Source organism: Pseudomonas sp. AP42, from assembly GCF_001728935.1.
GTDB lineage: Bacteria > Pseudomonadota > Gammaproteobacteria > Pseudomonadales > Pseudomonadaceae > Aquipseudomonas > Aquipseudomonas lactis.
The window spans coordinates 15,859-42,850 of the sequence record NZ_LYSO01000049.1 but is presented as its reverse complement, the minus strand read 5'-3'; the positions used below and the strand labels follow the sequence as shown (position 1 = coordinate 42,850).

General features: G+C 61.6%; 23 protein-coding genes. 18 read left to right on the top strand and 5 right to left on the bottom strand.

All coding sequences use genetic code 11. The annotated features are described in order from the left end of the window. Positions 1 to 201: 201 nt before the first annotated feature. Both A7K61_RS17865 and ompR read right to left on the bottom strand, forming a co-directional pair. Positions 202 to 1,515: an ATP-binding protein gene (locus A7K61_RS17865; protein ID WP_003187671.1), complete on the bottom strand. Its 1,314-nt coding sequence runs from the start codon at positions 1,513 to 1,515 to the stop codon at positions 202 to 204. A gap of 117 nt (positions 1,516 to 1,632) precedes the next feature. Next, positions 1,633 to 2,373, bottom strand: coding sequence for a two-component system response regulator OmpR (ompR, locus tag A7K61_RS17860; protein WP_003187669.1), 741 nt, complete (start codon positions 2,371 to 2,373; stop codon positions 1,633 to 1,635). 356 nt (positions 2,374 to 2,729) lie between these two features. Between ompR and A7K61_RS17855 the strand changes: the two genes are divergently transcribed. The 7 genes from A7K61_RS17855 to tauD all read left to right on the top strand — a co-directional run bounded on the left by A7K61_RS17855 (position 2,730) and on the right by tauD (position 10,952). Beyond that, a complete protein-coding gene (locus A7K61_RS17855; RefSeq protein WP_014716472.1) occupies positions 2,730 to 5,054 on the top strand; it encodes a Tex family protein in 2,325 nt (774 codons plus the stop codon). Continuing rightward, positions 5,054 to 5,437 (top strand): PaaI family thioesterase, encoded by a 384-nt coding sequence (locus A7K61_RS17850; RefSeq protein ID WP_044270474.1) that lies wholly within the window; start codon positions 5,054 to 5,056, stop codon positions 5,435 to 5,437. The genes A7K61_RS17855 and A7K61_RS17850 overlap by 1 nt, the downstream gene beginning before the upstream one ends. A gap of 214 nt (positions 5,438 to 5,651) precedes the next feature. Beyond that, positions 5,652 to 7,235, top strand: a complete 1,584-nt coding sequence (gene gshA, locus A7K61_RS17845) for a glutamate--cysteine ligase (protein WP_069558057.1) — start codon at positions 5,652 to 5,654, stop codon at positions 7,233 to 7,235. A gap of 258 nt (positions 7,236 to 7,493) precedes the next feature. After that, positions 7,494 to 8,471: a taurine ABC transporter substrate-binding protein gene (gene tauA / locus A7K61_RS17840; protein WP_069558056.1), complete on the top strand. Its 978-nt coding sequence runs from the start codon at positions 7,494 to 7,496 to the stop codon at positions 8,469 to 8,471. Positions 8,472 to 8,488: 17 nt separating this feature from the next. Beyond that, entirely contained in the window at positions 8,489 to 9,268 is a 780-nt protein-coding gene (gene tauB / locus A7K61_RS17835) for a taurine ABC transporter ATP-binding subunit (protein WP_069558055.1), read from the top strand. Continuing rightward, on the top strand, positions 9,265 to 10,101 hold the full coding sequence (gene tauC, locus A7K61_RS17830) for a taurine ABC transporter permease TauC (RefSeq protein ID WP_069558054.1): 837 nt from the start codon (positions 9,265 to 9,267) through the stop codon (positions 10,099 to 10,101). The genes tauB and tauC overlap by 4 nt, the downstream gene beginning before the upstream one ends. A gap of 14 nt (positions 10,102 to 10,115) precedes the next feature. Further along, positions 10,116 to 10,952 carry a taurine dioxygenase gene (gene tauD, locus A7K61_RS17825; RefSeq protein WP_069558053.1) on the top strand — a complete coding sequence of 279 codons (837 nt, stop codon included), beginning with the start codon at positions 10,116 to 10,118 and terminating at the stop codon, positions 10,950 to 10,952. 146 nt (positions 10,953 to 11,098) lie between these two features. Here the strand turns inward: tauD and mgrA are convergent, their stop codons facing one another. The 3 genes from mgrA to epsC all read right to left on the bottom strand — a co-directional run bounded on the left by mgrA (position 11,099) and on the right by epsC (position 15,549). After that, on the bottom strand, positions 11,099 to 12,136 hold the full coding sequence (gene mgrA / locus A7K61_RS17820) for an L-glyceraldehyde 3-phosphate reductase (protein ID WP_069558052.1): 1,038 nt from the start codon (positions 12,134 to 12,136) through the stop codon (positions 11,099 to 11,101). Positions 12,137 to 12,263: 127 nt separating this feature from the next. Further along, positions 12,264 to 14,225, bottom strand: a complete 1,962-nt coding sequence (gene betT / locus A7K61_RS17815; RefSeq protein WP_171905481.1) for a choline transporter BetT — start codon at positions 14,223 to 14,225, stop codon at positions 12,264 to 12,266. Positions 14,226 to 14,622: 397 nt separating this feature from the next. Further along, positions 14,623 to 15,549 (bottom strand): serine O-acetyltransferase EpsC, encoded by a 927-nt coding sequence (epsC, locus tag A7K61_RS17810; protein ID WP_014716464.1) that lies wholly within the window; start codon positions 15,547 to 15,549, stop codon positions 14,623 to 14,625. A 166-nt stretch (positions 15,550 to 15,715) separates the two neighbouring features. On the opposite strand from epsC, the gene A7K61_RS17805 reads away from it, so the two are divergent. The 11 genes from A7K61_RS17805 (at position 15,716) to A7K61_RS17755 (ending at position 26,943) form a co-directional block, all read left to right on the top strand. Beyond that, positions 15,716 to 16,711, top strand: coding sequence for a D-cysteine desulfhydrase (locus tag A7K61_RS17805; RefSeq protein WP_069558051.1), 996 nt, complete (start codon positions 15,716 to 15,718; stop codon positions 16,709 to 16,711). A 172-nt stretch (positions 16,712 to 16,883) separates the two neighbouring features. Further along, the gene (tcyJ, locus tag A7K61_RS17800) at positions 16,884 to 17,678 is read left to right on the top strand and encodes a cystine ABC transporter substrate-binding protein (RefSeq protein WP_044270458.1); all 795 of its coding nucleotides are present in this window, start codon (positions 16,884 to 16,886) and stop codon (positions 17,676 to 17,678) included. Then, positions 17,678 to 18,343 carry a cystine ABC transporter permease gene (gene tcyL / locus A7K61_RS17795; protein ID WP_003187646.1) on the top strand — a complete coding sequence of 222 codons (666 nt, stop codon included), beginning with the start codon at positions 17,678 to 17,680 and terminating at the stop codon, positions 18,341 to 18,343. Before tcyJ ends, tcyL begins: the two co-directional genes overlap by 1 nt. 3 nt (positions 18,344 to 18,346) lie before the next feature. Further along, on the top strand, positions 18,347 to 19,093 hold the full coding sequence (tcyN, locus tag A7K61_RS17790; protein WP_014716461.1) for an L-cystine ABC transporter ATP-binding protein TcyN: 747 nt from the start codon (positions 18,347 to 18,349) through the stop codon (positions 19,091 to 19,093). A gap of 369 nt (positions 19,094 to 19,462) precedes the next feature. Continuing rightward, the gene (locus A7K61_RS17785) at positions 19,463 to 20,251 is read left to right on the top strand and encodes a hypothetical protein (RefSeq protein WP_069558050.1); all 789 of its coding nucleotides are present in this window, start codon (positions 19,463 to 19,465) and stop codon (positions 20,249 to 20,251) included. 185 nt (positions 20,252 to 20,436) lie between these two features. Then, a complete protein-coding gene (locus A7K61_RS17780; protein ID WP_069558049.1) occupies positions 20,437 to 21,678 on the top strand; it encodes an SfnB family sulfur acquisition oxidoreductase in 1,242 nt (413 codons plus the stop codon). Between the two features lie 40 nt (positions 21,679 to 21,718). Further along, positions 21,719 to 22,912: an SfnB family sulfur acquisition oxidoreductase gene (locus tag A7K61_RS17775; RefSeq protein WP_047712331.1), complete on the top strand. Its 1,194-nt coding sequence runs from the start codon at positions 21,719 to 21,721 to the stop codon at positions 22,910 to 22,912. After that, positions 22,912 to 24,273, top strand: coding sequence for an LLM class flavin-dependent oxidoreductase (locus A7K61_RS17770; protein WP_069558048.1), 1,362 nt, complete (start codon positions 22,912 to 22,914; stop codon positions 24,271 to 24,273). The genes A7K61_RS17775 and A7K61_RS17770 overlap by 1 nt, the downstream gene beginning before the upstream one ends. Positions 24,274 to 24,381: 108 nt before the next feature. Beyond that, positions 24,382 to 25,197 (top strand): MetQ/NlpA family ABC transporter substrate-binding protein, encoded by an 816-nt coding sequence (locus A7K61_RS17765; protein WP_044270449.1) that lies wholly within the window; start codon positions 24,382 to 24,384, stop codon positions 25,195 to 25,197. Further along, positions 25,194 to 26,309 carry a methionine ABC transporter ATP-binding protein gene (locus tag A7K61_RS17760; protein WP_069558047.1) on the top strand — a complete coding sequence of 372 codons (1,116 nt, stop codon included), beginning with the start codon at positions 25,194 to 25,196 and terminating at the stop codon, positions 26,307 to 26,309. Before A7K61_RS17765 ends, A7K61_RS17760 begins: the two co-directional genes overlap by 4 nt. Further along, positions 26,299 to 26,943, top strand: a complete 645-nt coding sequence (locus tag A7K61_RS17755) for a methionine ABC transporter permease (protein WP_069558046.1) — start codon at positions 26,299 to 26,301, stop codon at positions 26,941 to 26,943. The genes A7K61_RS17760 and A7K61_RS17755 overlap by 11 nt, the downstream gene beginning before the upstream one ends. Positions 26,944 to 26,992: the final 49 nt, after the last annotated feature.

The window sequence follows — 26,992 nt, the reverse complement described above, 5'->3', positions numbered from 1 at the left end:
CGGGGCGCCTAAGATCAAAAGCAGATCAAGATCAAGATCAAGAGCGACTCGCTTCGCATCGTAGTTACCGTCGGCTGCTACAACGTACAAAATTGTGTAGATACCTATGCTGCGATAGCGGTAGCTCAGTCAACAACGATGTTGAATGTGCCACCCTCTTCGCAGGCAAGCCAGCTCCCACATTTGCATTCATATTGCTTGTTAGACAGCGTCTCTAGGCAACATCAACCCCAGCGGCAGCCGCACTCGTGCTTCCAACCCACCGCCTTCCCGGTTGCGCAACTCAACATTGCCGCCATGCATCGACGCAATCCGCCGCACAATCGCCAACCCCAACCCGGTGCCCTTGCCACCTCGGGCTCGGTCGCCACGGGTGAAGGGGTTGAAGATACCTTCCAATTCCGCCGGATCGATTCCTGTGCCACGGTCCATCACACTCAGCACCACGTAAGGGGCGGCACTGTCGCCGGAGACGTACGCGGCCACTTCCACATCGGAACCGGCATGGTGCAAGGCGTTGCCAATCAAGTTGTTCAGCAGGCGCTTCATCGACACCCGGCGTAAGGCGAACGGCTGGATCGGCTCCAGGCGCGTGCGCACCTGCTCACCGTTCTGGTTATAGGGCGCAACCACTTCACGCACGAGGTCGGTGAGGTCGACCTCCTCGACCACCTCATCGCGCCCGTCACGGATGAACGCCAGGAACTGGTCCAGGATGGCGTCCATGTCTTCGATGTCGCGCACCATGTCATCGGTGAGGTCGGTATGGTCACCCATCAGTTCCAGGGACAAACGCAATCGCGTCAGCGGCGTGCGCAAGTCATGGGACACGCCCGCCAGCATCAACTCGCGCTCGCGCCCAGCTTGTTCGACGTCTTCCGCCATCTGGTTGAATGCGCCGTACACCTCGGTCATCTCACTGGGCGTGTCGCTGACCGGCAGGCGCACACTGCGCCCCTGGCCCAGTTGGCGAGCGGCAAACACCAGGCGTTTGAGGGGTTGGTTGAGCTGGCGGACGAAAATCCACGCAGACGCCGTTGAGAGCAAGCCAATGGCCAAGAACCAACCCAACACGTTCCAAATTTTTTGCCCGCGCAGCGGGTGCGGATAAAGCGGAACCTTGATCCACGCATCCCCCAGGCTGGGCGCTCGCACCCACAGCGCAGGCGAAACATGCATACGCAGGCGCACCTCGGTGTCGGCGCCCAATTCGGCCTGCATCTGGCGCTGGTAAATCTCGCTGTAGGGCCAATGTTGCTCGCCTTCAGGCACACCGGCGCCGTCAACCCGAGTCAGGGTCGATGCCTTGGCTACCTTTTCGCGGTTCTCAGGGTCTACCGCCCAATAACCACGCAACGTCAGGGCGACGCCATGGCTGTACTGCCGGTCTACCAGCACGTCTTCGTTCATCAGCAGATAAACCAGCGTGAGTGCCTTGGAAAACAGAACGACAATAAGCACCAGCCAGAGGGTGCGGGAGAAGAAACTTTGTGGGAACCACAGCGGGGTTTTCATAGATGAAAGCTGCACACCTTGCAGGAACGAGCGGTGCTCGCAGAATTGCAGACGCCGGGCATCCCGTCGACCTTCATGGGGTCAAACGCCAGGATACCCGCCCCTGCAAATCATCGGTCACTTGGTTGCGGTGCCATCCGGCACAAACACATAACCCACACCCCACACGGTCTGGATATAGCGCGGCTTGGACGGGTCTGGCTCGATCATCCGGCGCAGTCGGGAAATCTGCACATCAATGGAGCGCTCCAGGGCGTCCCATTCCCGGCCACGGGCCAGGTTCATCAGCTTGTCACGGGTCAGCGGCTGGCGAGCGTTCATCACCAAGGCCTTGAGCACTGCGAATTCACCTGTGGTGAGCATGTGCACTTCTTCACCGCGCTTGAGCTCACGGGTGGCCAGCGACAGTTCGTAGTCGCCAAAGGTGACGCTTTCGTCTTCGCTGCCCGGTGCGCCCGGTACCGCCGGTGCCTGGCGACGCAACACGGCCTTGACCCGCGCCATCAGCTCATCGGGGTTGAACGGTTTGGCCAGGTAGTCATCAGCACCCAGTTCCAGGCCTTTGATACGGCTCAGCTCATCGCCCTTGGCGGTGAGCATGATGATCGGGATCTGGTTGTTCGCACCGCGCAGGCGCTTGCACGCGGTAAGGCCGTCTTCGCCGGGCAGCATCAGGTCGAGTACGACCAGGTTGAAGACTTCACGCCCTAACAGGCGATCCATCTGCTCGGTGTTCGGCACCGCGCGGGCACGATAGCCCTTGGAGTTGAAAAAACGCTCCAGCAGGCTGCTCAGCCCCGGATCGTCATCAACGATGAGAATTTTTTCGCCTTCAGCAGTTTGTGCGGTGCTGCTCATTGGATGCTCCTCTTATCTCGGCGCGCATTATGGCGTAGCTGCCGTTATACGCACCGTGTGCATTGTTAGCAGATTTTTCATCTACTGCCAGCGAACCCACGCCCTACAACCTGCGGCGCAGTAGCCCCCAAGGGCAGAACGCTGGTTATAATGCGGCGCCTGCGTGCAGAGCAACGTCAGATCGTTACCGTTTACTGCCGGGCTTTTTTTACCCGCTTGTCGTGAATTTTTCGATTTCGAGGGTCAATAGCCAGCCTCTTGACCCAGGCAGCGGCGCCAGTCGGGCCGCTCAACCAGCCTCGCCGTGCCTTGTTTAACGGGCCGGCGCGCTGATTTTAAGAATTTCAGGTGGTTTTATGGACAGCATCAACAGCCGCATCGCCGAGGAACTCGGCGTACGCCCACAACAGGTCGAAGCGGCCGTCGCTCTACTGGATGAAGGCTCCACGGTGCCTTTCATCGCCCGTTACCGAAAAGAAGTGACCGGCAGCCTCGACGACACCCAACTGCGTCACCTGGAAGAGCGCCTGCGCTACCTGCGAGAACTCGACGAACGGCGTATCAGCATCCTCGCCAGCATCGAGGAACAGGGCAAGTTGACCCCGCAACTGGAACGCGACATCAAGCTCGCCGACACCAAGACCCGCCTCGAAGACCTTTACCTGCCGTACAAACAGAAACGTCGCACAAAGGGCCAGATCGCCCTGGAAGCCGGCCTGGGTGACTTGGCCGATGGCCTGTTCAACGACCCGTCGCTGACGCCAGAAACCGAAGCCGCACGCTTTATCGATGCTGAAAAAGGCGTCGCCGACGTCAAGGCCGCCCTCGAAGGCGCCAAGTACATCCTGATGGAGCGCTTCGCCGAAAACGCCAGCCTCCTGGAAAAACTGCGCACCTACCTCAAGCAAGAAGCCATCCTCAGCGCCCGCGTCATCGCCGGTAAAGAGGAAGAAGGCGCCAAGTTCCGCGACTATTTCGAACACGACGAGCCGCTCAAAAGCATGCCGTCCCACCGCGCCCTGGCGATTTTCCGCGGCCGCAACGAAGGCATTCTCAGCTCCGCATTGAAAGTCGGTGACGAGCTGCCGGGCACCATGCACCCGTGCGAAGGCATGATCGGTCAACAATTCGGCATCCAGAACCAGAACCGCCCGGCTGACAAGTGGCTTGGCGAAGTGGTGCGCTGGACCTGGAAGGTCAAGCTCTATACCCACCTGGAAACCGACCTGCTCGGCGAGTTGCGCGACGGCGCCGAAACCGAGGCGATCAATGTGTTCGCCCACAACCTGCACGACCTGCTGTTGGCCGCACCGGCCGGCCCACGTGCCACCCTGGGCCTCGACCCGGGCCTGCGCACCGGTTGCAAGGTCGCGGTGGTCGATGCCACCGGCAAGCTGCTGGACCACGCCACCGTGTACCCGCACGTTCCGCACAACAAGTGGGACCAGACCCTGGCTATCCTGGCCGCCCTGTGCGCCAAGCACGCGGTGGACCTGATCGCCATCGGCAACGGCACCGCCAGCCGCGAAACCGACAAGCTGGCCGCCGAGCTGATCAAAAAATACCCAGCCATGAAGATGACCAAGGTCATGGTCTCCGAAGCAGGCGCTTCGGTGTACTCGGCGTCGGAGTTGGCCTCCAAGGAATTCCCAGACCTCGACGTGTCGATCCGTGGCGCGGTGTCCATCGCCCGTCGCCTGCAAGACCCGCTGGCCGAACTGGTGAAGATCGACCCTAAATCCATCGGCGTCGGCCAGTACCAGCACGACGTGTCGCAGCTGAAACTGGCACGCGGCCTGGATGCGGTGGTGGAAGACTGCGTAAACGCCGTGGGCGTGGATGTGAACACCGCATCCGTGGCGCTGCTGGCGCGGATCTCCGGCCTCAACGCCACCCTGGCACAGAACATCGTCAGTCACCGCGACGAAAACGGCGCGTTCAAAACCCGCGCCGCGCTGAAAAAGGTCGCACGCCTGGGTGAAAAAACTTTTGAACAGGCTGCTGGTTTCCTGCGCGTAATGAACGGCGACAACCCGCTGGACGCCTCTGCGGTTCACCCGGAAGCCTACCCGCTGGTGCAACGCATTGCCGCCGAGACCGACCGCGATATCCGTTCGTTGATCGGCGATGCCGCGTTCCTCAAGCGCCTGGACCCGAAGAAGTACACCGACGAAACCTTCGGTGTGCCGACCATCACCGATATCCTGCAAGAGCTGGAGAAACCAGGTCGCGACCCGCGCCCCGAGTTCAAGACCGCCGAGTTCCAGGACGGCGTCGAAGACCTCAAGGACCTGCAACCCGGCATGATCCTCGAAGGCGTTGTAACCAACGTGACCAACTTCGGCGCATTCGTGGACATCGGTGTGCATCAGGACGGTTTGGTGCATATCTCCGCGCTTTCGGAGAAGTTCATCAAGGACCCACGTGAAGCGGTGAAAGCTGGTGACGTGGTCAAGGTCAAGGTCATGGAAGTCGATATCCCGCGTAAACGCGTGGGCCTGTCGATGCGCATGAGCGACACCCCCGGCGAGAAAATCGACGGTGCCCGTGGCGCTCGCCCAGGTTCGGCGCCGCGCCAGTCGCAGAACAACGCGCCGCGCAAGGAAACCGCGACTGCCGCGCCGAGCAACAACGCCATGGCGTCGCTGTTTGCCAACGCTAAACAGCTGAAGAAGCGCTGATGCAGATCCCGGCCGGTTTGACCCAGAGCGCCTTCAGCGAACTGATCGGCTGCCGCCTGCAACGCCTGGAAGAGGGCGTTGCCGAGGTGGCCCTGACCCTGGAGCCGCACCTGCGCAACCGCGCGGGCAAGCTCCATGGCGGGGCGATTTTCAGCCTGGTGGACATCACCATGGGCCTGGCATGCTCCAGCGCCCATGGTTTTGACCAGCAGAGCGCCACCATCGAATGCAAGATCAACTATATCCGCGCTGTGGAAGACGGTGAGGTGCTGTGCACCAGCCGGGTGATCCACACCGGTCGCCGCACCCTGGTGGTCGAGGCCGAGGTGTACCAAGGCGAAAGACTTGTCGCAAAAGCGCAGGGCACGTTCGCTGTCCTATAGCTCCCCACCCCCGATTTGAGTTAATTTCGGCGCTGCGATAACAGCGTCGGAATTTTCTCGCTGCGCTGTAGCCCAATTCATGGAGTGAAGTCGGCAAATTCAGAGCGGGTCAAATCGACTCAAAACCAGGCGATCACGCCAGTTTCAACTTCACCCTTGTAGACCGTCCTGCCCACCCCCATATTGGGGCGACTGACGCGTGAAGGAATCCAACTTGAGCGAACTTCTCAACCGCCGCCTGGCCCTGCTCGGCAAGCGCGAACACCTCTCCCTGCTAGAGCAATGCTTGCACGGCATCGAGCGCGAATGCCTGCGTGTCACCAACGAAGGTCGCCTGGCGCAAACGCCGCACCCCGAAGCCTTGGGCGCCGCGCTGACCAATGAACAGATCACCACCGACTACTCGGAATCGCTGCTGGAGTTCATCACCCCAGCCCTGCCGAACCCGGCCGATACTCTGAGCAGCCTGGACAAGATCCATCGCTTTGCCTACTCCAAGCTGGGCAACGAATACCTGTGGAGCCCCTCGATGCCGTGCCCGTTGCCGGCCGAGGAAGATATTCCGATTGCCTACTACGGCACCTCCAATATCGGCCAGCTCAAGTACGTGTACCGCAAGGGCCTGGCCCTGCGTTACGGCAAGACCATGCAGTGCATTGCGGGCATCCACTACAACTTTTCCCTGCCGGAACAGCTGTGGCCGTTGCTCAAGGAAACAGAAGGATTTGTCGGCACTGACCGTGACTATCAGTCCACGGCCTACATCGCGCTGATCCGTAATTTCCGGCGCTACAGCTGGCTGTTGATGTACCTGTTCGGTGCCTCGCCCGCCCTGGACGCCGGCTTCCTGCGCGGGCGCTCGCATCAGCTTGAAGTCCTCGATGCCGACACCCTGTACCTGCCCTACGCCACCAGCCTGCGCATGAGCGACCTGGGTTACCAGAGCAACGCCCAGGCCGGCCTGACGCCGTGCTACAACGATTTGGCCAGCTACACCGACAGCCTGCGCGAAGCGGTGGCAACACCCTACGCGCCGTACGTTGAAGTCGGCACGCACAAGGATGGCGAGTGGGTGCAACTGAACACCAACATCCTGCAGATCGAAAACGAGTACTACTCCAACATCCGCCCCAAGCGTGTGACCTACACCGGCGAGCGGCCGATCCAGGCGCTGATGGCCCGTGGTATTCAGTACATCGAAGTGCGCTGCCTGGACATCAACCCGTTCCTGCCGATGGGTATCGACCTGCCGGAATCACGTTTCCTCGACGCGTTCCTGCTGTACTGCGCACTGAACGACAGCCCGCTGTTCGCCAACAACGAGTGCGGCAACGCCACCTCCAACTTCCTCAGCGTGGTCAAGGAAGGCCGCCGTCCGGGCTTGCAATTGCAGCGTGACGGCCAGCCGGTGGACATGAAAGAGTGGGCGGCAGAGTTGCTGGAGAAGATTGCCCCGCTGGCCGCCCTGCTCGATCAGAGCCATGGCATCACCGAACACAGCGAGGCACTGGACGACCAGTTGGCCAAGGTCAAGGACCCGTCCCTGACCCCCTCGGCCCAGGTGTTGGCAGCCATGGCTGAGCGCAAGGAAAGCTTTGCGCAGTTCTCCCTGCATCAAAGCGAAGTGCATGCCGAGTACTTTCGCAAGGAGCCTTTGGCGGCTGACGAACAAGCGCGCTTTGAAGAGCTGGCCCGTGTGTCGCTGGCGCAACAGGCGGAGCTGGAGCAGAACGAAGTGGGCGATTTCGACGTGTTTGTCGGCTCGTACCAGGCAAGTATCCTCGCCATCAGCAACTAACCTAAGGCTCGCTCCCCTGGGGAGCTGGCTTGTGTGGGAGCTGGCTTGCCTGCGATAGCGGTGGGTCAGCAACCCACCTGTTGACTGATACACCGCTATCGCAGGCAAGCCAGCTCCCACATTATTCTGCCAGCCTGAAAACAGGCTTCGCCATTTACCCTCATAAGCTAATTCGAAAAAGTTATTTATTTTAGAATTCTTAGATCATTTAGTCTCCTCTCACGCCGACCCTCGGCCGCCTGATTGAGGAGCTTCCCCTTGAAACTGCTGACCCCTCTGCGCCTGTTGGCCGCATTGTCCCTGGCCGGTGCCAGCCTGTTTGCCCAGGCGGCGGATGTGACCATTGCGTACCAGACCACCGTGGACCCGGCCAAAGTCGCCCAAGCCGACGGCGCCTATGAAAAGGCGACCAACGCCAAGATCGACTGGCGCAAATTCGACAATGGCGCCGACATTATCGCCGCCATCGCTTCCGGCGACGTACAGATCGGCTACCTCGGTTCCAGCCCGCTGACCGCCGCAATCACCCGCAAAGTCCCGGTGCAAACCTTCCTCGTCGCCACCCAGATCGGCGGCGCCGAAGCCCTGGTGGCGCGTAACGGTTCGGGGATCAACAGCCCTCAGGACCTGATCGGCAAAAAGATCGCCGTGCCCTTCGTTTCCACCGGCCACTACAGCCTGCTCGCCGCGCTGAAACACTGGAACATCGACCCGGCCAAAGTCACCATCCTCAACCTCGCCCCGCCGGCCATCATCGCCGCCTGGAAGCGCGGTGATATCGACGCCACCTACGTGTGGGACCCAGCTCTGGGCGTGGCCAAGGAAACCGGCAAGGTGCTGATCACCTCCGGGGAGCTGGCCAAGTTCGGCGCGCCGACGTTCGATGCCTGGATCGTGCGCAAGGATTTTGCCGAGAAGCACCCGGAGATCGTTACCGCTTTCGCCAAGGTCACTCTGGATGCCTACGCCGCCTACCGAAAAGACCCACAAGCCTGGCTCGCCCATTCCGGCAACGTCGACAAGCTGGTGAAACTCTCCGGTGCCAAGGCCAGCGATATCCCGTTGCTGCTGCAAGGCAACGTCTACCCGCTCGCTGCCGACCAGGTCACCCTGCTGGGCGCACCGACCATCAAGGCCGTCACCAATACCGCTGCGTTCCTCAAGGAGCAGGGCAAGGTCGATGCCGTGCTGCCGGACTACGCCCCTTACGTCAGCGCCCAGTTCATTACCAACTGACCCAGGAGTTCACTGCGATGGCCTTGCTACAGCTGGAGCGCATCAGCGCACAGTACCCAGGCGCCCCGGAACCGGTACTGTCCGATATTTCACTGGAACTAGGGCCCCAGCAATTGCTGGTTGCCCTGGGCCCGTCCGGCAGTGGCAAGACGTCGTTGTTGAACCTGATTGCCGGCTTCGTCGAACCCTCTGCCGGGCGTATCACCCTCGATGGCGTGCCGGTCAAAGGCCCCAGCGCCGAACGCGGCGTGGTGTTCCAGGACGACGCCCTGCTGCCCTGGCAGGACGTGTTGGCCAATGTGGCTTTCGGCCTGGAACTGGCCGGCGTACCCAAGGCGCAGCGCGACGTGCGCGCCCGTGAAATGCTCGCACTGGTGGACCTGGCCGGTTTCGACAGCCGCCGCATCTGGCAACTCTCCGGCGGCCAGAAGCAACGCGTCGGCCTGGCGCGTGCGTTGGCGGCCGACCCGCGCGTATTGCTGATGGACGAACCCTTCGGCGCCCTGGATGCCTTCACCCGTGAACAAATGCAGGAGTTGCTGCTGCAAGTGTGGCGGCGCACGGCCAAGCCGGTGTTCCTGATTACCCACGACATCGAAGAGGCGGTGTTTCTCGCCACCGACCTGATCTTGCTCGCGCCCAACCCCGGCCAGATCGTTGAGCGGTTGCAGCTGGACTTCGGTCATCGGTATGCCGCCGGAGAATCGGCCCGCGCCATCAAGTCCGACCCACGCTTTATCGAAACCCGCGAACACGTGCTGGGCAAAGTGTTCTCCCAACGGCAGGTGTACGCATGAGCAGCTACGAACTTCCCGCCACGGCCACCGAGCCTGCGACACATGCCGTGATCCCGCTGCGCCGGCGCCTGAGCACGCGCTGGATCAGCCTGCTGACCCTGGTGGCCTTGCTCGCCCTCTGGTGGGCCGTCACCGCCACCGGTTTGATCGAGCCCCTGTTCCTGCCGCCACCGTCGGCCGTGCTGCAAAAAGGCTGGCTGTTGGCGACCACCGGTTATATGGATTCCACCTTGTGGCAGCACCTGGGCGCGAGCCTCAGCCGCATCGGCCTGGGCCTGGGCTTTGCGGTACTGTCCGCCGTGCCGGTGGGGATCGCCATCGGTGCCAACCGTATTGCCCGTGGCATTCTCGATCCGCTGATCGAGTTCTACCGGCCGATTCCGCCCCTGGCCTACCTGCCGTTGATCGTGATCTGGTGCGGCATTGGCGAGCTGTCCAAGGTGCTGCTGATCTACCTCGCTATCTTCGCCCCGATTGCCATCGCCACCGCCACGGGCGTGCGCACCGTCGACCCGGCCAAATTGCGCGCGGCGCAGTCGTTGGGCGCCACCCGCGCGCAACTGATTCGCCATGTGATCCTGCCCAGCGCCCTGCCCGATATCCTCACCGGTGTGCGTATCGGCCTGGGTGTGGGCTGGTCGACCCTGGTGGCGGCCGAGTTGATTGCCGCCACCAGCGGCCTGGGGTTCATGGTGCAGTCGGCGGCGCAGTTTCTGGTCACTGATGTGGTGGTGCTGGGCATCCTGGTGATCGCCCTGATCGCCTTCGCCATGGAAATGGGCCTGCGCGCCCTGCAGCGTAAATTAGTGCCCTGGCATGGCCAGGCACACTGAGTGAAGAACCCACAATGAGCAGCCTGACCGTTACCCCATTAAGCACCGCCCTGGGCGCCCAGATCAGTGGCGTCGATATCACCCAGCCGCTGAACCCCGAACAGCGCGACGCGATTGAACAGGCGTTGCTCGACTATTCGGTGTTGTTCTTCCGTGACCAGCCGATCACGCCCCAACAACAGGCACGGTTCGCGGCGAACTTCGGCGACCTGCACATCCACCCGATCTACCCCAACGTGCCGGAACAGCCTGAAGTGCTGATCCTCGACACCGCCGTCACCGACGTGAGAGATAACGCGGTCTGGCATACCGACGTGACCTTCCTGCCCACGCCTGCCCTGGGCGCAGTGCTCAGCGCCAAGCTGCTGCCAGCCTTCGGCGGCGATACCTTGTGGGCCAGTGGGATTGCGGCGTATGAGGCGCTGTCCGAGCCGTTGAAGCGCTTGCTCGATAGGCTCACCGCCACACACGATTTCACCAAGTCGTTCCCGCTGGAACGCTTTGGCAACACCGCCGAAGACCTCGTGCGCTGGGAGGCAACACGCAAGAAAAACCCGCCGCTATCGCACCCAGTCGTGCGCACGCATCCGGTAAGTGGGCGTAAATCGCTGTTCGTCAGCGACGGTTTCACCACCCGAATCAATGAACTGGAACCGGCCGAAAGCGAGGCGATTCTCAAGCTGCTGTTCGCCCACGCCACCCGCCCGGAATTCACCATTCGCTGGCGCTGGCAGGAGAATGACGTGGCGTTCTGGGATAACCGCGTTACCCAGCATTACGCCGTGGATGACTACCGGCCGCAGCGGCGGGTGATGCACCGGGCGACGATTCTTGGGGATGTGCCGTTCTAACGCCAAGCACGATATATCCATCAATGAAAATAAAAATGTGGGAGCGGACTTGCTCGCGAATGCGGTGATTCAGTCACCTATTTACTGACTGACACTCCGCTTTCGCGAGCAAGCCCGCTCCCACATTTTGGTCGCTGGGCGGTAGGTTATTCGGCGGTGGACGGCTTCTCCCACAAGTTGATGCCACCTTCCTGCGCAAACCGATCAATCTCCGCCAGCTCTTCGGCACTGAAGCTCAAGTTCTTCAACGCCCCGACGTTCTCGATAATCTGCTCCGGCCGGCTCGCGCCGATCAGCGCACTGGTCACCCGTGGGTCGCGCAATGTCCACGCCAGCGCCAACTGGGCCAGGCTCTGGCCACGGCGCTTGGCGATTTCATTCAGGCCGCGTACATGGGCGATGTTAGCCTCGGACAGGTGCTGGGCCTGCAACGAGCCACCACCCGGACGGTTCACCCGCGCATCGGCCGGTACGCCGTTGAGGTATTTATCGGTCAACAAACCCTGGGCCAGCGGCGTGAAGGCGATCACCCCGGCGCCGAGTGCTTCAGTGGTGTCCAGCAGGTCTTTTTCCACCCAACGGTTGAGCAGGTTATAGGCCGGCTGGTGGATCAACAGCGGCACTTTCCACTCGTTGAGCAAGGCTGCGATTTCGCGGGTTTTTACCCCGGAGTAAGACGAGATACCGATGTACAACGCCTTGCCTTGTTGCACGGCGGTGGCCAGGGCGCTCGCGGTCTCTTCCAGGGGCGTGTCGGGGTCGAAGCGGTGGGAATAGAAGATATCCACATAGTCGACGCCCAGGCGTTGCAGGCTCTGGTCCAGGCTCGCCAATACGTATTTACGCGAACCGCCACCCTGGCCGTAAGGGCCGGGCCACATGTCCCAACCGGCTTTGCTGGAGATGATCAGTTCGTCGCGATAGTGCTTGAAGTCTTCGCGCAGCAAGCGACCGAAATTGATCTCGGCGCTGCCGTAGGGCGGGCCGTAGTTGTTGGCCAGGTCGAAGTGGTTGATGCCCAGGTCGAACGCCGTGCGCAGCAACGCGCGCTGGGTGTCGATCGGGGTACTGTCGCCAAAGTTGTGCCACAACCCCAGGGACAGTGCTGGCAGCACCAATCCACTGCGGCCTACGCGGCGATAAGGAATAGATTCATAGCGGTTTTCGGCAGCAATGTACGTCATCGAATCCTCTCTTGATCTAGGGCAAATAAGGCCCGGGAATAGGCATATTCCCGGGCCTTATAAGCAGCTGAATCGCTTAAGTCTGCCTCTTCCTTTTACAGCAAAGGCCTACTTGAGAGGAACGCTATCAGCGCACCATGTGCAGAAACTGCAGGTGCCGCTCGTACTGGTCGAGGATGTCATTGATGATCTGCTCCTTGGTGTAGCCCACCAGGTCATAGTCCTGGCTGCCTTCACTCAAGTGCACTTCGGCCCGATAGTAGCGGCGGTTGTTAATCTCTTTCTTGCCGATGCCGCCCAGGGCGAACGACGGCGTGAAGTAGCCGCGCATCTGTACCTGGTAGATGAACGGACGTTCTTCACCATGGCCGATCTCCAAGCTGACACTGTCGTTGGAAGGGTCGGGCTGTGTCACCACCGTAAGGCCCTTCTCGACAAACACTGCGGTCACTTCTTCAATTGCCGGGCGCACCGTGGTGTCGAGGAAACGGTAGACCTCATCGCGGGATGGGAAATGCACCGCCTGGCTCAAACGCTGGCGCCAGCCGCCTCGGCCTTTGCGTGAAGCGGAAATCGGCGCCAGGGAATGCAACTGCGCGATCTGCTTTTGCGACTCCAGGTAGAACGCCTTGTGCAGCCCCCACATCATCAATAGCAGGATCAGCGAGAACGGCAGCGAGGTCAGCACCACCGCAGACTTGAGCGAGTCGATACTGCCGGCGAACAGCAAGGCACTGGTGACCAAGGCGGTCATCGCGCCCCAGAACACACGCAGCCACTTCGGCCCGTCTTCGTCAGCATTGCCGCCTTTGGACGAGAGAGTGGACAGCACCACCGTGCCTGAGTCCGCCGAGGTCACGAAGAACACAAAGCTGATGAACACCGTGACCGCGATCACGGTCTTGCTCCACGGGTAGGTTTCCAGCAGCAGGTAGAGGCTCATCGATGGCTCATCGATCGCCGACTGGCCCAGTGCGGCCATGCCATGGTTGAGCACCTGGTCGATGGCGCTGTTACCGAAGATCGACATCCACGCCAGGGTGAAGCCCAGCGGAATCAGCAGCACGCCAAACACGAATTCGCGGATGGTGCGGCCACGGGAAATACGCGCGATAAACAGGCCCACAAACGGCGACCATGCAATCCACCAGGCCCAATAGAACACCGTCCAGCCGCCCAGCCAGTCGCTCGGCTCGTTGTAGGCGTACACATCAAAACTCTTGGTGGGCAGCGCCCCCAAATAGTCACCGATGTTCTGGATCAAGGTGTTGAGCAGGTGCTGGGTAGGCCCGGCGAACAACACGAACAGCAGCAGCGCACAGGCCAGCAGCATGTTGATGTCGGACATCACCCGCACGCCCTTGTCGACGCCGGCCACGGCCACGATGATCGCCGCGCCCATCATCAGGGTGATCAGGCCCACCTGGATCCACTGGGTATGGGCAATGCCAAACAGGTAGTCCAGGCCAGAATTGAGGTGCAGTACGCCAAAGCCCATGTCGGCGCCAAGGCCGAACACCGTGGCAATGATGCCAAAGCCATCCACGGCGTAACCGATAGGGCCATTGATGCGCTTGCCGATCAGCGGGTACAGCGCCGAGCGCAACGCCAGCGGCAGGTTATGCCGATAGGCGAAATACGCCAGAGCCATGCCGACAAACGCGAACACGCCCCAGCCATGCAGGCCCCAGTGCAGGAACAGCACCTGCATGGCCTGGCGCGCCGCATCGGCGTTCATTGCTTCGCCCTGGGGCGGCTGCACCAAGTGCGTCAGCGGCTCCGAGACACAAAAGAAAAACAGCGTGATGCTGATCCCGGCGGCGAACAACATGCCGGCCCAGGACAGGTAACTGAATTCGGGCTCGTCGTGGTCGGCACCGAGTTTTATCTTGCCGTAGCCCGATAGCGCGGTGACCACCACGAAGACCAGATACAGGGTCATCGCCAGCATGTAGTACCAGCCGACCGTGTTGGCCGCCCAGTTTTGCGCCGCCAGCAGCCAGGCACCGGCCTGTTGCGGGATAGCGATGACCGTGATGCCAAACAGCAGGATGACGGTGGCGGCAAAGTAGAAAACGGGCGCATTCATGCGCACCAGGCCGCTGGATGAGGTAGACGATGCACTCATGAACGGTGCACCTCAAGGTTGCGGGATATGGCTGTAAAAAACGGACTCAGCAAAGGTAAGCCTCCTGTTGTGAGCGGGCAGCGAACCACCGGTTTAACTTGAACGAACGTTCAAGTTAAACATGAATAGGCGGTCTTGGACTAATCGCAGGGCCGAGTGGTAGGTGTTTCCTACACTAGCTCAGGGATTGGTATGACGGATGAAGGAGGCAAATCGTTCAGCGATATAACTTTGAAATGGGGATAAAAATGTGGGAGCGGGCTTGCTCGCGAAGGCGGTGTGTCAGCCAACACATGCTTGAACTGACACGCAGCCTTCGCGAGCAAGCCCGCTCCCACAGGGGGTGTGCGACCTTCGGCTACTTCTGCGCCCCATCATCATGCTGCAAGTTCGCCTGGGTAATGTTCGCCCCGGCCGGCACGCTGCGGGTCAGCCACACATTGCCGCCAATGGTCGAACCCTGGCCAATGGTGATCCGCCCCAGGATCGTCGCCCCGGCGTAGATCACCACATCATCTTCAACAATAGGGTGACGCGGGTGGCCTTTCTGCAATTGCCCATCTTCATCCGCCGGAAAGCGTTTGGCCCCCAGTGTCACAGCCTGATAGATGCGTACCCGCTCGCCGATGATCGCCGTCTCGCCAATCACCACGCCCGTGCCGTGGTCGATAAAGAAACTCGGGCCGATCTGCGCGCCGGGGTGGATATCAATGCCGGTGGCCGAGTGGGCGATTTCTGCACTGATCCGCGCCAGCAGCGGCAGGCCGGCGCGGTACAGGTGGTGGGCCAGGCGATGATGGATCACCGCCAGGATGCCCGGGTAGCACAGCAGCACCTCATCCACACTGCGGGCGGCCGGGTCGCCGTGGTAGGCGGCGAGTACATCGGTGTCCAGCAGGCTGCGCAAAGATGGCAGCGCCAGGGCGAAATCCTGGATCAGGCGAATGGCGTGGGCGTTGACCTCACTGTCATCCTCACCGCTCTGGCGTGCGGCATAGCGCAGCTCCAGGCGCGCCTGGGCGAGCAGGGCGTTGAGCGCGACGTCGAGGGTATGGCCCACGTAGAAGTCTTCGCTTTCTTCGCGCAGGTCCGCCGGGCCCAGACGCATCGGAAACAGGGCGCCGCACAAGGCCTCAAGAATCTGCGCCACTGCCTCGCGGGACGGCAATTCGCGGCCACCATGCTCGCCACTCAAGCGCCCATTGCGCGTTCGCCACTGGTCGCGGGCGCCGCGCAGTTGGCTGACGATGGTCTGCAATTGCCAATGACTGGAACGCTCACTCACGGTATTCACTCCTGACGAAATGGCCATCACTTTACGGTATGCACCCGGGCAGCTCTTAAGAACCAATGGTGCGAGCCTAAGAACCTTTCGTCATAAGCGATTGACGGTTGCCCGATGAAAAGTGCCTGCCTATAGTCCCCCCATCACTCAGCCACCGTGCGTAACCATGATCAAACAACAGCTCGACCGTTTTGACCGCCTGGACCTACTGGGCAATGCCACCGCCCTGGAAAAACTCGAGCGACTGTCGGCCTGGCTGGGCAGGGACGTCTACGTCAAACGCGATGACACCACGCCGCTGGCCATGGGCGGCAACAAGCTGCGCAAACTTGAATACCTGGCTGCCGACGCGCTTGCCCAGGGCGCCGACACCTTGGTCACCGCTGGCGCGATCCAGTCCAACCATGTGCGCCAGACCGCTGGGCTGGCCGCCAAACTCGGCCTGGGCTGTGTGGCCCTGCTGGAAAACCCTACCGGTACTGAAGACCCCAACTACCTCGGCAACGGCAATCGCCTGCTGCTGGAGCTGTTCGACGCCAAAGTGGAATTGGTGGAAAACCTCGACAACGTCGACGACCAACTCAACGCCCTCGCCGACCGCCTGCGCAGTAACGGCAAGAAGCCGTACCTGGTGCCTATCGGCGGCTCCAACGCCCTCGGCGCATTGGGTTACGTGCGCGCCGGGCTGGAGTTGGCCGCGCAGATTGAAGACAGCGGCATTGAATTCGCCGCCGTGGTGCTCGCCTCTGGCAGCGCCGGCACCCACAGCGGCTTGGCCCTGGCCTTGAGCGAAGCATTGCCGCAGTTACCGGTGATCGGCATCACGGTGTCGCGCACCGAGCAAGCGCAATTGCCCAAGGTGCAGGGCCTGGCCGAACGCACTGCCGAGTTGCTCGGTGTGGCTATTCCCGACGCCTTCAAAGTCACCCTGTGGGACGAGTATTTCGGGCCGCGTTATGGCGAGCCAAACGCTGGCACGCTCTCGGCGATCAAACTTTTGGCCAGCCAGGAAGGTCTGTTGCTGGACCCGGTGTATACCGGCAAGGCCATGGCCGGTTTGCTCGACGGTATCGGGCGCCAGCGCTTTGAAGAAGGGCCGATCATTTTCCTGCATACCGGCGGGGCGCCGGCGTTGTTTGCCTATGACTCAGTATTCAACTGATTGAATAGGGTCATATTCAAAAATAGAATATGAAATTGTATTTTTATTATTTTCAAGACTTAAAAACCCACCTTATCATCGCGCCGAAGGCGAAGACGCGCTTCGCACTTTAGGGCAGGATACGACTACCGCGTCACCTGCTTCGCTCACCATAAAAACACAGGGGCTCTCCATGACTATTTCTGCATTTCGTCGCACGCTGCTGGTTGGCACATTGGGCCTGGCGCTTGGCGCTGGCTGGCTGGGCCAGGCCGTTGCCGGCGAGCAGTTGAACACCATCAAGAAGGCCGGCGAGATCAAGATCGGCCTGGAAGGCACCTACCCGCCGTTCAGCTTTGTCGATGAAAGCGGCAAGCTCAGCGGTTTCGAAGTGGAACTGTCCGAGGCACTGGCCAAGGAGCTGGGCGTCAAGGTCAAGCTGCAAGCCACGCCATGGGACGGCATCCTCGCCGCGCTGGAATCCAAGCGCCTGGACGCCGTGGTCAACCAGGTAACCATCTCCGAAGAGCGTAAGAAAAAATACGATTTCTCCACGCCTTACACCGTGTCCGGCATCCAGGCCCTGGTCCTGAAGAAGAACGTCGACTCGATTAAGAAAGCCGACGACCTGGCCGGCAAGAAAGTCGGTGTAGGCCTGGGCACCAACTACGAACAATGGCTCAAGGACAACCAACCCAAAGCCATTATCAAGACCTACAACGACGACCCAACCAAATTCCAGGACCTGCGCATCGGCCGTATCGACGCCATCCTGATCGACCGTCTGGCCGCCCTGGAATACGCCAAGAAAGCCCCCGACACCGCCGCTGCCGGCGACGCCTTCTCCCGTCAGGAATCCGGTATCGCCCTGCGCAAAGGCGAGCCCGAGCTGCTCGACGCGGTGAACAAGGCTCTGGACAAACTGCGCGCCGACGGCACCTTGAAGACGCTGTCCGAGAAGTACTTCAACGCTGACGTCACGCAATAATGGAAGCAGGTTTCCAACTCGCGCTGGACTCCGCGCCCTTTCTGCTCAAGGGCGCGTACTACACGGTAATCCTCAGCCTGGGCGGGATGTTTTTCGGCCTGCTGCTGGGCTTCGGCCTGGCCTTGATGCGCCTGTCGCGCTTCAAGCTCTTGAGCTGGACGGCTCGGGTCTACGTGTCGTTCTTTCGCGGCACGCCGTTGCTGGTGCAGCTGTTCCTGATCTACTACGGCTTGCCGCAAGTGGGCATCGAGCTGGACCCTATCCCGGCCGCCATGATCGGCTTTTCGCTGAATATGGCCGCCTATGCCTGTGAAATCCTGCGGGCCGCCATCGCCTCCATCGAGCGTGGCCAGTGGGAAGCCGCTGCCAGTATCGGTATGACCCGTGCGCAAACGCTGCGCCGGGCCATCCTGCCCCAGGCGATGCGCACGGCGTTGCCACCTTTGGGCAACAGCTTTATTTCGCTGGTCAAGGACACGGCGCTGGCCGCCACCATCCAAGTGCCCGAGCTGTTTCGCCAGGCCCAACTGGTGTCGGCACGTACCTTCGAAATCTTCACCATGTATCTGTCCGCAGCCCTGATCTACTGGATCCTGGCGAGCATCCTGGCGCATCTGCAAAATCGTCTGGAAGACCGGGTCAACCGGCATGACCTGGAGTCTTGAAGCATGATCGTGGTTGAAAAACTGACCAAACAATTCAACGGTCAGGTGGTGCTCAACGGCATAGACCTTGAGGTCAAGGAAGGCGAAGTGGTCGCCATCATCGGCCCCAGCGGTTCGGGCAAGACCACCTTCCTGCGCTGCCTGAACTTCCTCGAAGAGCCCACCAGCGGCCGTATCAAGGTGGGTGACATCGAGATCGACAGCAGCAGGCCGCTCAACCAGCAACAGGGCCTGGTGCGGCGCCTGCGCCAGCATGTGGGCTTTGTGTTCCAGAACTTCAACCTGTTCCCCCACCGCACCGCGCTGGAAAACGTCATCGAAGGCCCGATCGTGGTCAAGAAGATGCCACGGGAAGCGGCGGCCGAACTGGGGCGCAAGCTGTTGGCCAGGGTGGGCCTGGCGGGCAAGGAAGCGTCCTACCCAAGGCGGTTGTCCGGCGGCCAGCAGCAGCGTGTGGCGATTGCCCGCGCATTGGCCATGGAGCCGGAGGTGATCCTGTTCGACGAACCCACCTCGGCCCTCGACCCGGAACTGGTGGGCGAAGTTCTGGCAACCATCCGCAGCCTGGCCGAAGAAAACCGCACCATGGTCATTGTCACCCACGAGATGAGCTTTGCGCGGGACGTGGCCAACCGGGTGATCTTTTTCGACAAGGGCGTGATCGTCGAACAGGGCGAAGCCAAGGCGCTGTTTGCCAACCCCAGGGAAGAACGCACCAAGCAGTTCCTGAGCAAATTCCTCGCCCACTGACACCTCCCGATGTAGGAGCGAGCTTGCTGCGAAGAACGTTAACGATAACGCGGTGAATCAGATTGACCGAGTTGCCTGGACGTTCTTCGCGAGCAAGCTCGCTCCTACAACGGGTTGCAGGTTGAGCGTGTAAAAGCCCCCCTCGCAAGCGCCTTAAAATCCCCCTCCCCGTCAGACCCTTCTGAATCTCTCCAAACCCGCCGTTTAGCCCTTTGCCTCCATTGACGCTCCCCGGCCAACCCTCTTATCTAGCGCCTTGAGGATTGGATCCTATCCCGGCTACTGACTGAATCGTGTCTTTCGACCCCCTTGCGCCTGTGCGTCGAGGTTTCGGAACGATTGCTGCTGGCTGCATCAAGGAGATTACTTATGACACACACTCAAACCCCGGCCACGCTCCGTGCCCCAAGGCTGCCCCAAGCTATTGGAAACGGCATCAGCGCCCTGGCTTCCGCCCATTTGCAGGTCGACATTTCACCCTACCCGAGCATGGAGGAAGGCGACCTGATTGAACTGTTCTGGAACAACTGCTTTGCTGCCTCGCGCAAGGTGACGGCGTGCAAGATCGGCACGTATACCCACCTGTGCGTCCCGGAGAGCTTTGTGCAGGATGGCCCGGCACGCGTCCATTACCAGGTCTTGCAGATCGGCCATGGCCCGATGCGCTCGGCGGTGACCCTGGTGCGGGTCAAGACCAACTACCCCGGCGGTCAGCCTTTGCCGCGCCTGAACCCTGAAGGCGGCGACGAAAACCAGAACCTGGCGCCCGTGAACCTGCCCGAGACGATCCGCCGCCATGGCGTCAACAGCAGCCAGGTAAGGCGCGGCATTCCACTGACCATCGAGCCTTACCTGAACATGAGCACGGGCGACGCCATCACCTTGCGCTGGGGCGATGTACGCTTGGACCTGCCCCGCATCCAGGCTCAGGGCGTCGGCCTGGCGGTGCAGGTGTGGGTGCCGCCCCACGTGATTATCGAAGCAGGCGACGACTGCCGATTGGAGGTCACCTACTGCATTCTCGACCGCGTGGGTAACAACTCCCGCTGGGCGCCCGCCCGTACGCTGCGCATCGCCGCCTGCACACCGCCCTGCCCAGCCTCGTCCGCGCCGGGCTATCAACCGCGTCGCTTCGGATCACCCTGTGAACCGGGGTGACAGCCCTTCTATGCATATTCCTAAAAGTTAGTTTATTTAAATAATTAACACGCTTAGGGTATATGCACCGGACCACCGGACATTCCTGATTTTTCTGTTTATTTCATTGAATGCGAGGTCGGTATGGTCAGAATTACCCCGGTGCACAACGCCAGGGCATTGCGTGCAGCCAAGGAGCGGCGCTGATGTCTAACTTGGCTCTAACATCCCCCCAGAGTGATCTGGACGTAGCCCCCCTGCTGTTGCCCGCCACGGTGCTGCGCAACGACGCCCAGGCGCTGAGCGCCGCCCACGAACTGGCCCAGGCTGCGCGCGCGCAGGCCGCCCAGCGCGACCAGCAGCGCAAACTGCCCTGGGCGCAGCTCGAACAGTTCACCCGCAGCGGCTTGGGCAGTATTTCCATTCCCCGTGAATACGGCGGGCCCCAGGTGTCGTTTGTGACCCTGGCCGAAGTCTTCGCGATCATCAGCGCGGCCGACCCAGCCCTCGGGCAGATCCCGCAAAACCATTTCGGCATCCTGCATGTGTTGCAGGGCACCGCCACCGAGCGCCAGAAAAAGCAGCTGTTCCAGAGCGTGCTCGACGGCTGGCGCATCGGCAACGGCGGCCCCGAACGCGGCACCAAAAACACCCTGGAGCTCAAGGCGCGCCTCACGGCCGAAGGTGCCGGGTTCGTGGTCAGCGGGCAAAAGTTCTACTCCACTGGAGCCTTGTTTGCCCACTGGGTGGCAATCAAGGCCCTGAACGATGACGGCAAGCAGGTCATGGCTTTTGTACGTCGCGGTAGCGAAGGGCTGCGCATCGTTGATGACTGGTCCGGCTTTGGCCAACGCACCACCGCCAGCGGCACCGTCTTGCTTGACCGCGTGGCCGTGGAGCCGGAACTGGTCATCGACAACTGGCGCCTGGGCGAAACCCCGAATATCCAGGGGGCCGTGTCGCAGTTGATTCAGGCCGCCATCGACGCCGGCATCGCCCGCGGCGCCCTCGACGATGCCATTGCTTTCGTGCGTGAACGTTCACGCCCGTGGATCGACGCCAAGGTCGAGCGAGCCAGCGACGACCTGTATGTAATCGCCGATATCGGCAAGTTGAAGATCGAACTGCACGCCGCCGAAGCCCTGCTGCGTAAGGCCGGCCAGGTGCTCGACCAGGTCAGCGCCGCGCCGATCACCGCGCAGTCCGCCGCCCACGCCTCGATTGCCGTGGCCGAGGCCAAGGTGCTGACCACCGAAGTGGCGCTGCAGGTCACCGAGAAGCTCTTCGAACTGGCGGGCAGCCGCGCCACCCTGGCCGAATTCAACCTTGACCGTCACTGGCGCAACGCCCGGGTGCACACCCTGCACGACCCGGTGCGCTGGAAGTACCACGCCATCGGCGCCTATCGACTCAACGGCACCTTGCCGGCTCGTCATTCCTGGATTTAACCAACCAGAACACTTTTTCCACGAGCTTCTGGAGAAACTCATGACCCTTTCTCACCCCGTCGCAGTCATCACCAGCGACGAACAAGCGCTTATCGTCGCCAGCGACCTTGCTGAAGACTTGCGCCGCGACAGCGCTCAACGCGACCGCGAACGCCGCCTGCCATTGCCCGAGCTGGACGTGTTTTCCCGCTCTGGCCTGTGGGGCATCAGCGTGCCCAAGGCCTACGGCGGCGCGGGCGTGTCCAACGTCACCCTGGCCAAGGTCATCACACTGATCGCCCAGGCCGATGGCTCGTTGGGCCAGATTCCGCAAAACCATTTCTATGCCCTCGAAGTACTGCGCGTGAACGGCAGCCCCGAGCAGCAGCAACGCCTGTACGCCGAGGTATTGGCCGGCCAACGCTTTGGCAACGCCTTGGCGGAACTGGGCACCAAGACCGCCCATGACCGCATCACCAGCCTCACTCGCGACGGCGATGGTTTTCGCATCAGCGGGCGCAAGTTCTACGCCACCGGGGCGATCTACGCCCAGCGCATCCCCACCTCGGTAGTGGATGCACACGGCGTGCAGCAACTGGCCTTCGTGCCGCGTGACAGCGCGGGCCTGACGGTGATCGACGACTGGAGCGGCTTCGGCCAGCGCACCACCGGCAGCGGCTCGGTGGTGTTCGACAACGTGTGGGTGGCAGCGCAAGACGTGGTGCCGTTCCAGAGCGCCTTCGAACGCCCGACTACCGTTGGCCCGCTGGCGCAGATCCTCCATGCGGCCATCGACACCGGCATCGCCCGTGCGGCCTTTGAGGACGCCTTGCATTTTGTGCGCACCAAGACCCGCCCGTGGATCGACGCCGGCAACGACAAGGCCACCGAAGACCCGCTGACTCTCAAGAGCTTCGGCCACTTGAGCAGCCGCCTGCACGCCGCCGAAGCCTTGCTGGAGCGCGCAGGGGAATTCCTCGACCGCGCCCAGGCCGACAGCAATGCCCAAACGGTTGCTGCTGCCTCCATCGCCGTCGCCGAAGTGCGCGCCCTGAGCACCGAGATCTCCCTGGCGGCCGGCAGCACCCTGTTCGAACTGGCCGGCAGCCAGGCGACCCTGGCCGAGCATGGCCTGGACCGCCACTGGCGCAACGCCCGGGTGCACACCCTGCACGACCCGGTCCGCTGGAAATACCATGCGGTCGGCAACTACTACCTCAACGATGAAAACCCGCCGCTGCGGGGGACCATCTGATGAGCAAAAAAAAGATCCTGCTCAATGCCTTCAACATGAACTGCATCGGGCACATCAACCACGGTTTGTGGACCCACCCACGGGACACGTCCACCCACTACAACACCCTCGAATACTGGACTGAACTGGCGCAAATCCTGGAGCGCGGGCTGTTCGACGGTTTGTTCATCGCCGATATCGTCGGTGTGTATGACGTGTACCAGGACTCCATCGACGTGCCGCTCAAGGAGTCGATCCAGTTACCGGTCAACGACCCTCTGCTGCTGGTGTCGGCCATGGCCGCTGTCACCAAGCACTTGGGCTTCGGCCTTACCGCCAACCTCACCTATGAGCCGCCGTACCTGTTCGCCCGGCGCATGTCGACGCTGGATCACCTGACCCGTGGCCGGGTGGGTTGGAACATTGTCACCGGCTACCTCGACAGCGCCGCCAAGGCCATGGGCCTCACCGAACAGGTCGAGCATGACCGGCGCTACGACCAGGCCGATGAATACTTGCAGGTGTTGTACAAGCTCTGGGAAGGCAGTTGGGAAGACGACGCGGTGCGCAACGATCGCCAAGCGCGGGTGTATGCGCAACCGGGCAAGGTGCACAAGGTTGCGCACCACGGCGAGTTTTATCAGGTGGAGGGTTACCACCTGTGCGAGCCATCGCCGCAGCGTACGCCCGTGCTGTTCCAGGCCGGCAGTTCCGAGCGTGGCTTGCTGTTCGCCGGGCGGCATGCCGAGTGCGTGTTTATCAGCGGGCAAAACAAACCCGCGACCAAGCGCCAGGTGGACAAGGTGCGCGCCAGCGCGGTGGAGGCTGGGCGCAACCCGGATGACATCAAGGTGTTCATGGGCCTTAACGTGATCGTGGGCGCCACCGAAGAGCTGGCGTGGGCCAAGCACGCCGAGTACCTCAGCTACGCCAGCGCGGAAGCCGGCGTGGCGCATTTCTCGGCCTCGACCGGGATTGATTTTGCCCAATACGGGCTGGACGAACCGATCCAGTACGTCAAGAGCAACGCGATCCAGTCCGCGACCCAGAACCTGCAGAACAACGACTGGACCCGGCGCAAATTGCTCGACCAGCACGCCCTGGGCGGGCGCTATATCACCTTGGTGGGCTCGCCTGAACAGGTGGCCGATGAGCTGGAATCCTGGATCAGCGAAACGGGGCTGGATGGTTTCAACCTGACGCGCATTGTGACGCCGGAGAGCTATGTGGATTTCATTGAGCTGGTGATACCGGAGTTACAACGACGGGGCTCGTACAAGACCGAATATGCGCCGGGAACGCTGCGGGAAAAAGTCTTCCACGACACGGCCCGCTTACCCAAGCAACACACCGGCTCTACCTACCGCCACCACGCCCTGTAGGAGCGAGCTTGCTCGCGAAGACCGTCAACGATAACGCGGGCCGCCTGGTATGCCGAGGCGCCCTCCAGTTTTTCGCGAGCAAGCTCGCTCCTACAATGGAAATCGACTATGAAAAAGACATTGCTCAACAACCCAGTCAAAGCACTGGCTCTGGCCCTTGGCTTATTCAGCTCGGCGGTATTTGCCGCCGACGCCCCGCTGAAAATCGGCACCACCGCCGCCTTCGCCATTCCGCTGGAAGCCGCCGTACAAGAAGCCGGCAAGCAGGGCCTGAAGGTCGAACTGGTGGAGTTCACCGACTGGATCGCGCCCAACGTCAGCCTCGCCGCCGGCGATATCGACGTGAACTACTTCCAGCACATCCCCTTCCTGGAAAACGCCAAGGCCGCCGCCGGGTTTGACCTGGTGCCGTACGCGCCGGGCATCATCAACAACGTCGGGCTGTATTCGAAAAAATACAAAAGCGTTAACGAGCTGCCCGAAGGCGCCAGCGTGGCGATTGCCAACGACCCGATCAACAGCGGTCGCGGCCTGCAACTGCTGGCCAAGGCCGGGCTGATCACCCTCAAGCCGGGCGTGGGCTACAAGGCCACCGAAGAAGACATCGTCGCCAACCCGAAAAACATCAAGATCCTGCAAGTGGAAGCGGTGCAACTGGTGCGCGCCTATGACGACGCCGATCTGGTGCAGGGCTACCCCGCGTATATCCGCCTGTCCAAGACCTTCGATGCCGAGTCGGCGCTGCTGTTCGACGGCCTCGACCACCCGGAATACGTGATTCAGTTCGTGATCCAGCCCAAGAGCAAAACCGACCCACGGGTGATCAAGTTCGTCGATATCTACCAGCACTCTCCGGTAGTGCGTGCGGCCTTGGACAAGTCCCTCGGCAAGCTCTACCAGGTCGGCTGGGAAGCTAAACCATGAGTGCCGCCAACGCCCGCTTGCGCGACCTGGAGCACGCGCCCAGCCACGCCGAACAGACTGAACTGCACCCGGACTTGAACCGCGCCCACGTGCGGTTCATCAACCTGGGCAAAACCTATGACGGCACGGTGCATGCGCTGCAAGGCATTGACCTGGCGATCCAGCGTGGCGAAGTGTTCGGCATCATCGGCCGTAGCGGAGCCGGCAAGTCGTCGCTGATCCGCACCATCAACCGTCTGGAACAACCCAGCAGCGGACGCGTGCTGATCGACCAGGTAGACATCGGCGGCTTCGATGAGGACCACTTGGTGGCGCTGCGCCGACGCATCGGCATGATCTTCCAGCACTTCAACCTGATGTCGGCCAAGACCGTGTGGCAGAACGTCGAGTTGCCGCTCAAGGTCGCCGGTGTGCCCCAGGCACAACGCGCGCGAAAGGTGCGTGAACTGCTGGAACTGGTAGGCCTGCAAGACAAACACAAGGCATACCCGGCGCAGCTGTCCGGCGGGCAGAAACAGCGCGTCGGCATCGCCCGCGCGCTGGTGCACGACCCCGAGATTCTGCTGTGCGACGAAGCCACTTCGGCCCTCGACCCGGAAACCACCCAGTCGATCCTCGGCCTGCTGCGCGAAATCAACCAGCGCCTGGGCCTGACCATCGTGCTGATCACCCATGAGATGGCGGTGATCCGCGACATCTGCGAGCGCGTGGTGGTACTCGAACACGGGCGTATCGTCGAGCAAGGCCCGGTGTGGCAGGTGTTTGGCGATCCGCAACATGAGGTCAGCAAGACCCTGCTCGCCCCCCTGCAACACGGCTTGCCGCCAGAGTTGCAAAGCCGCCTGCAACCCACGCCCGCCTCGGCCGACGCCGCACTGGTGCTGCGCTTGCAGTTCACCGGCAGCGACAGCCTGGAGCCAGACCTCGCGGCGCTGTTCAGCGCCCTCGGTGGCCGCGTGCGCTTGCTGCAAGGCGGCGTGGAACGCATCCAGGGGCATGCCTTGGGGCAACTGCTGCTGGCAGTGAATGCATCGCCGCACAACGGCGAAGAACTGCGCAAACGCGCGGCCAATTGGGCACAACAGGTGGAGGTGCTGGGCTATGTGGCTTGATCGTTTAGTGCAGGGCGCCATCGACACCTTGTTGATGGTGGGGGTGTCGTCGCTGATCGCGTTGCTGGTGGGTATTCCGCTGGCAGTGTTCCTGGTCACCAGTGACAAGGGCGGCATCTACCAGGCACCGGCCCTTAACCGCGTGCTGGGAGCGTTCGTGAATCTGTTCCGCTCCATTCCGTTCCTGATCCTGATGGTGGCGCTGATCCCGTTCACGCGCCTGATCGTCGGCACCACCTATGGCGTCTGGGCGGCAGTGGTACCGCTGACCATCGCCGCCACGCCGTTCTTTGCACGCATCGCCGAAGTGAGCCTACGCGAAGTCGACCATGGCCTGATCGAAGCCGCGCAGGCCATGGGTTGCCGCCGCTGGCACATCATCTGGCATGTGCTGCTGCCCGAGGCGTTGCCCGGCATCGTCGGCGGCTTCACCATCACCCTGGTGACCATGATCAACTCATCGGCCATGGCCGGGGCGATTGGTGCCGGTGGCCTGGGCGATATTGCCTACCGCTATGGCTACCAGCGCTTCGATACGCAGATCATGCTCACGGTGATTGTGCTGCTGGTGGCGCTGGTGGCGGTGATCCAACTGAGCGGGGATCGACTGGCGCGGACATTGAACAAGCGCTGAGTGCGCGTTCATACCTGTCAACTATGACAGTTGTTGACCATGTTCTTTG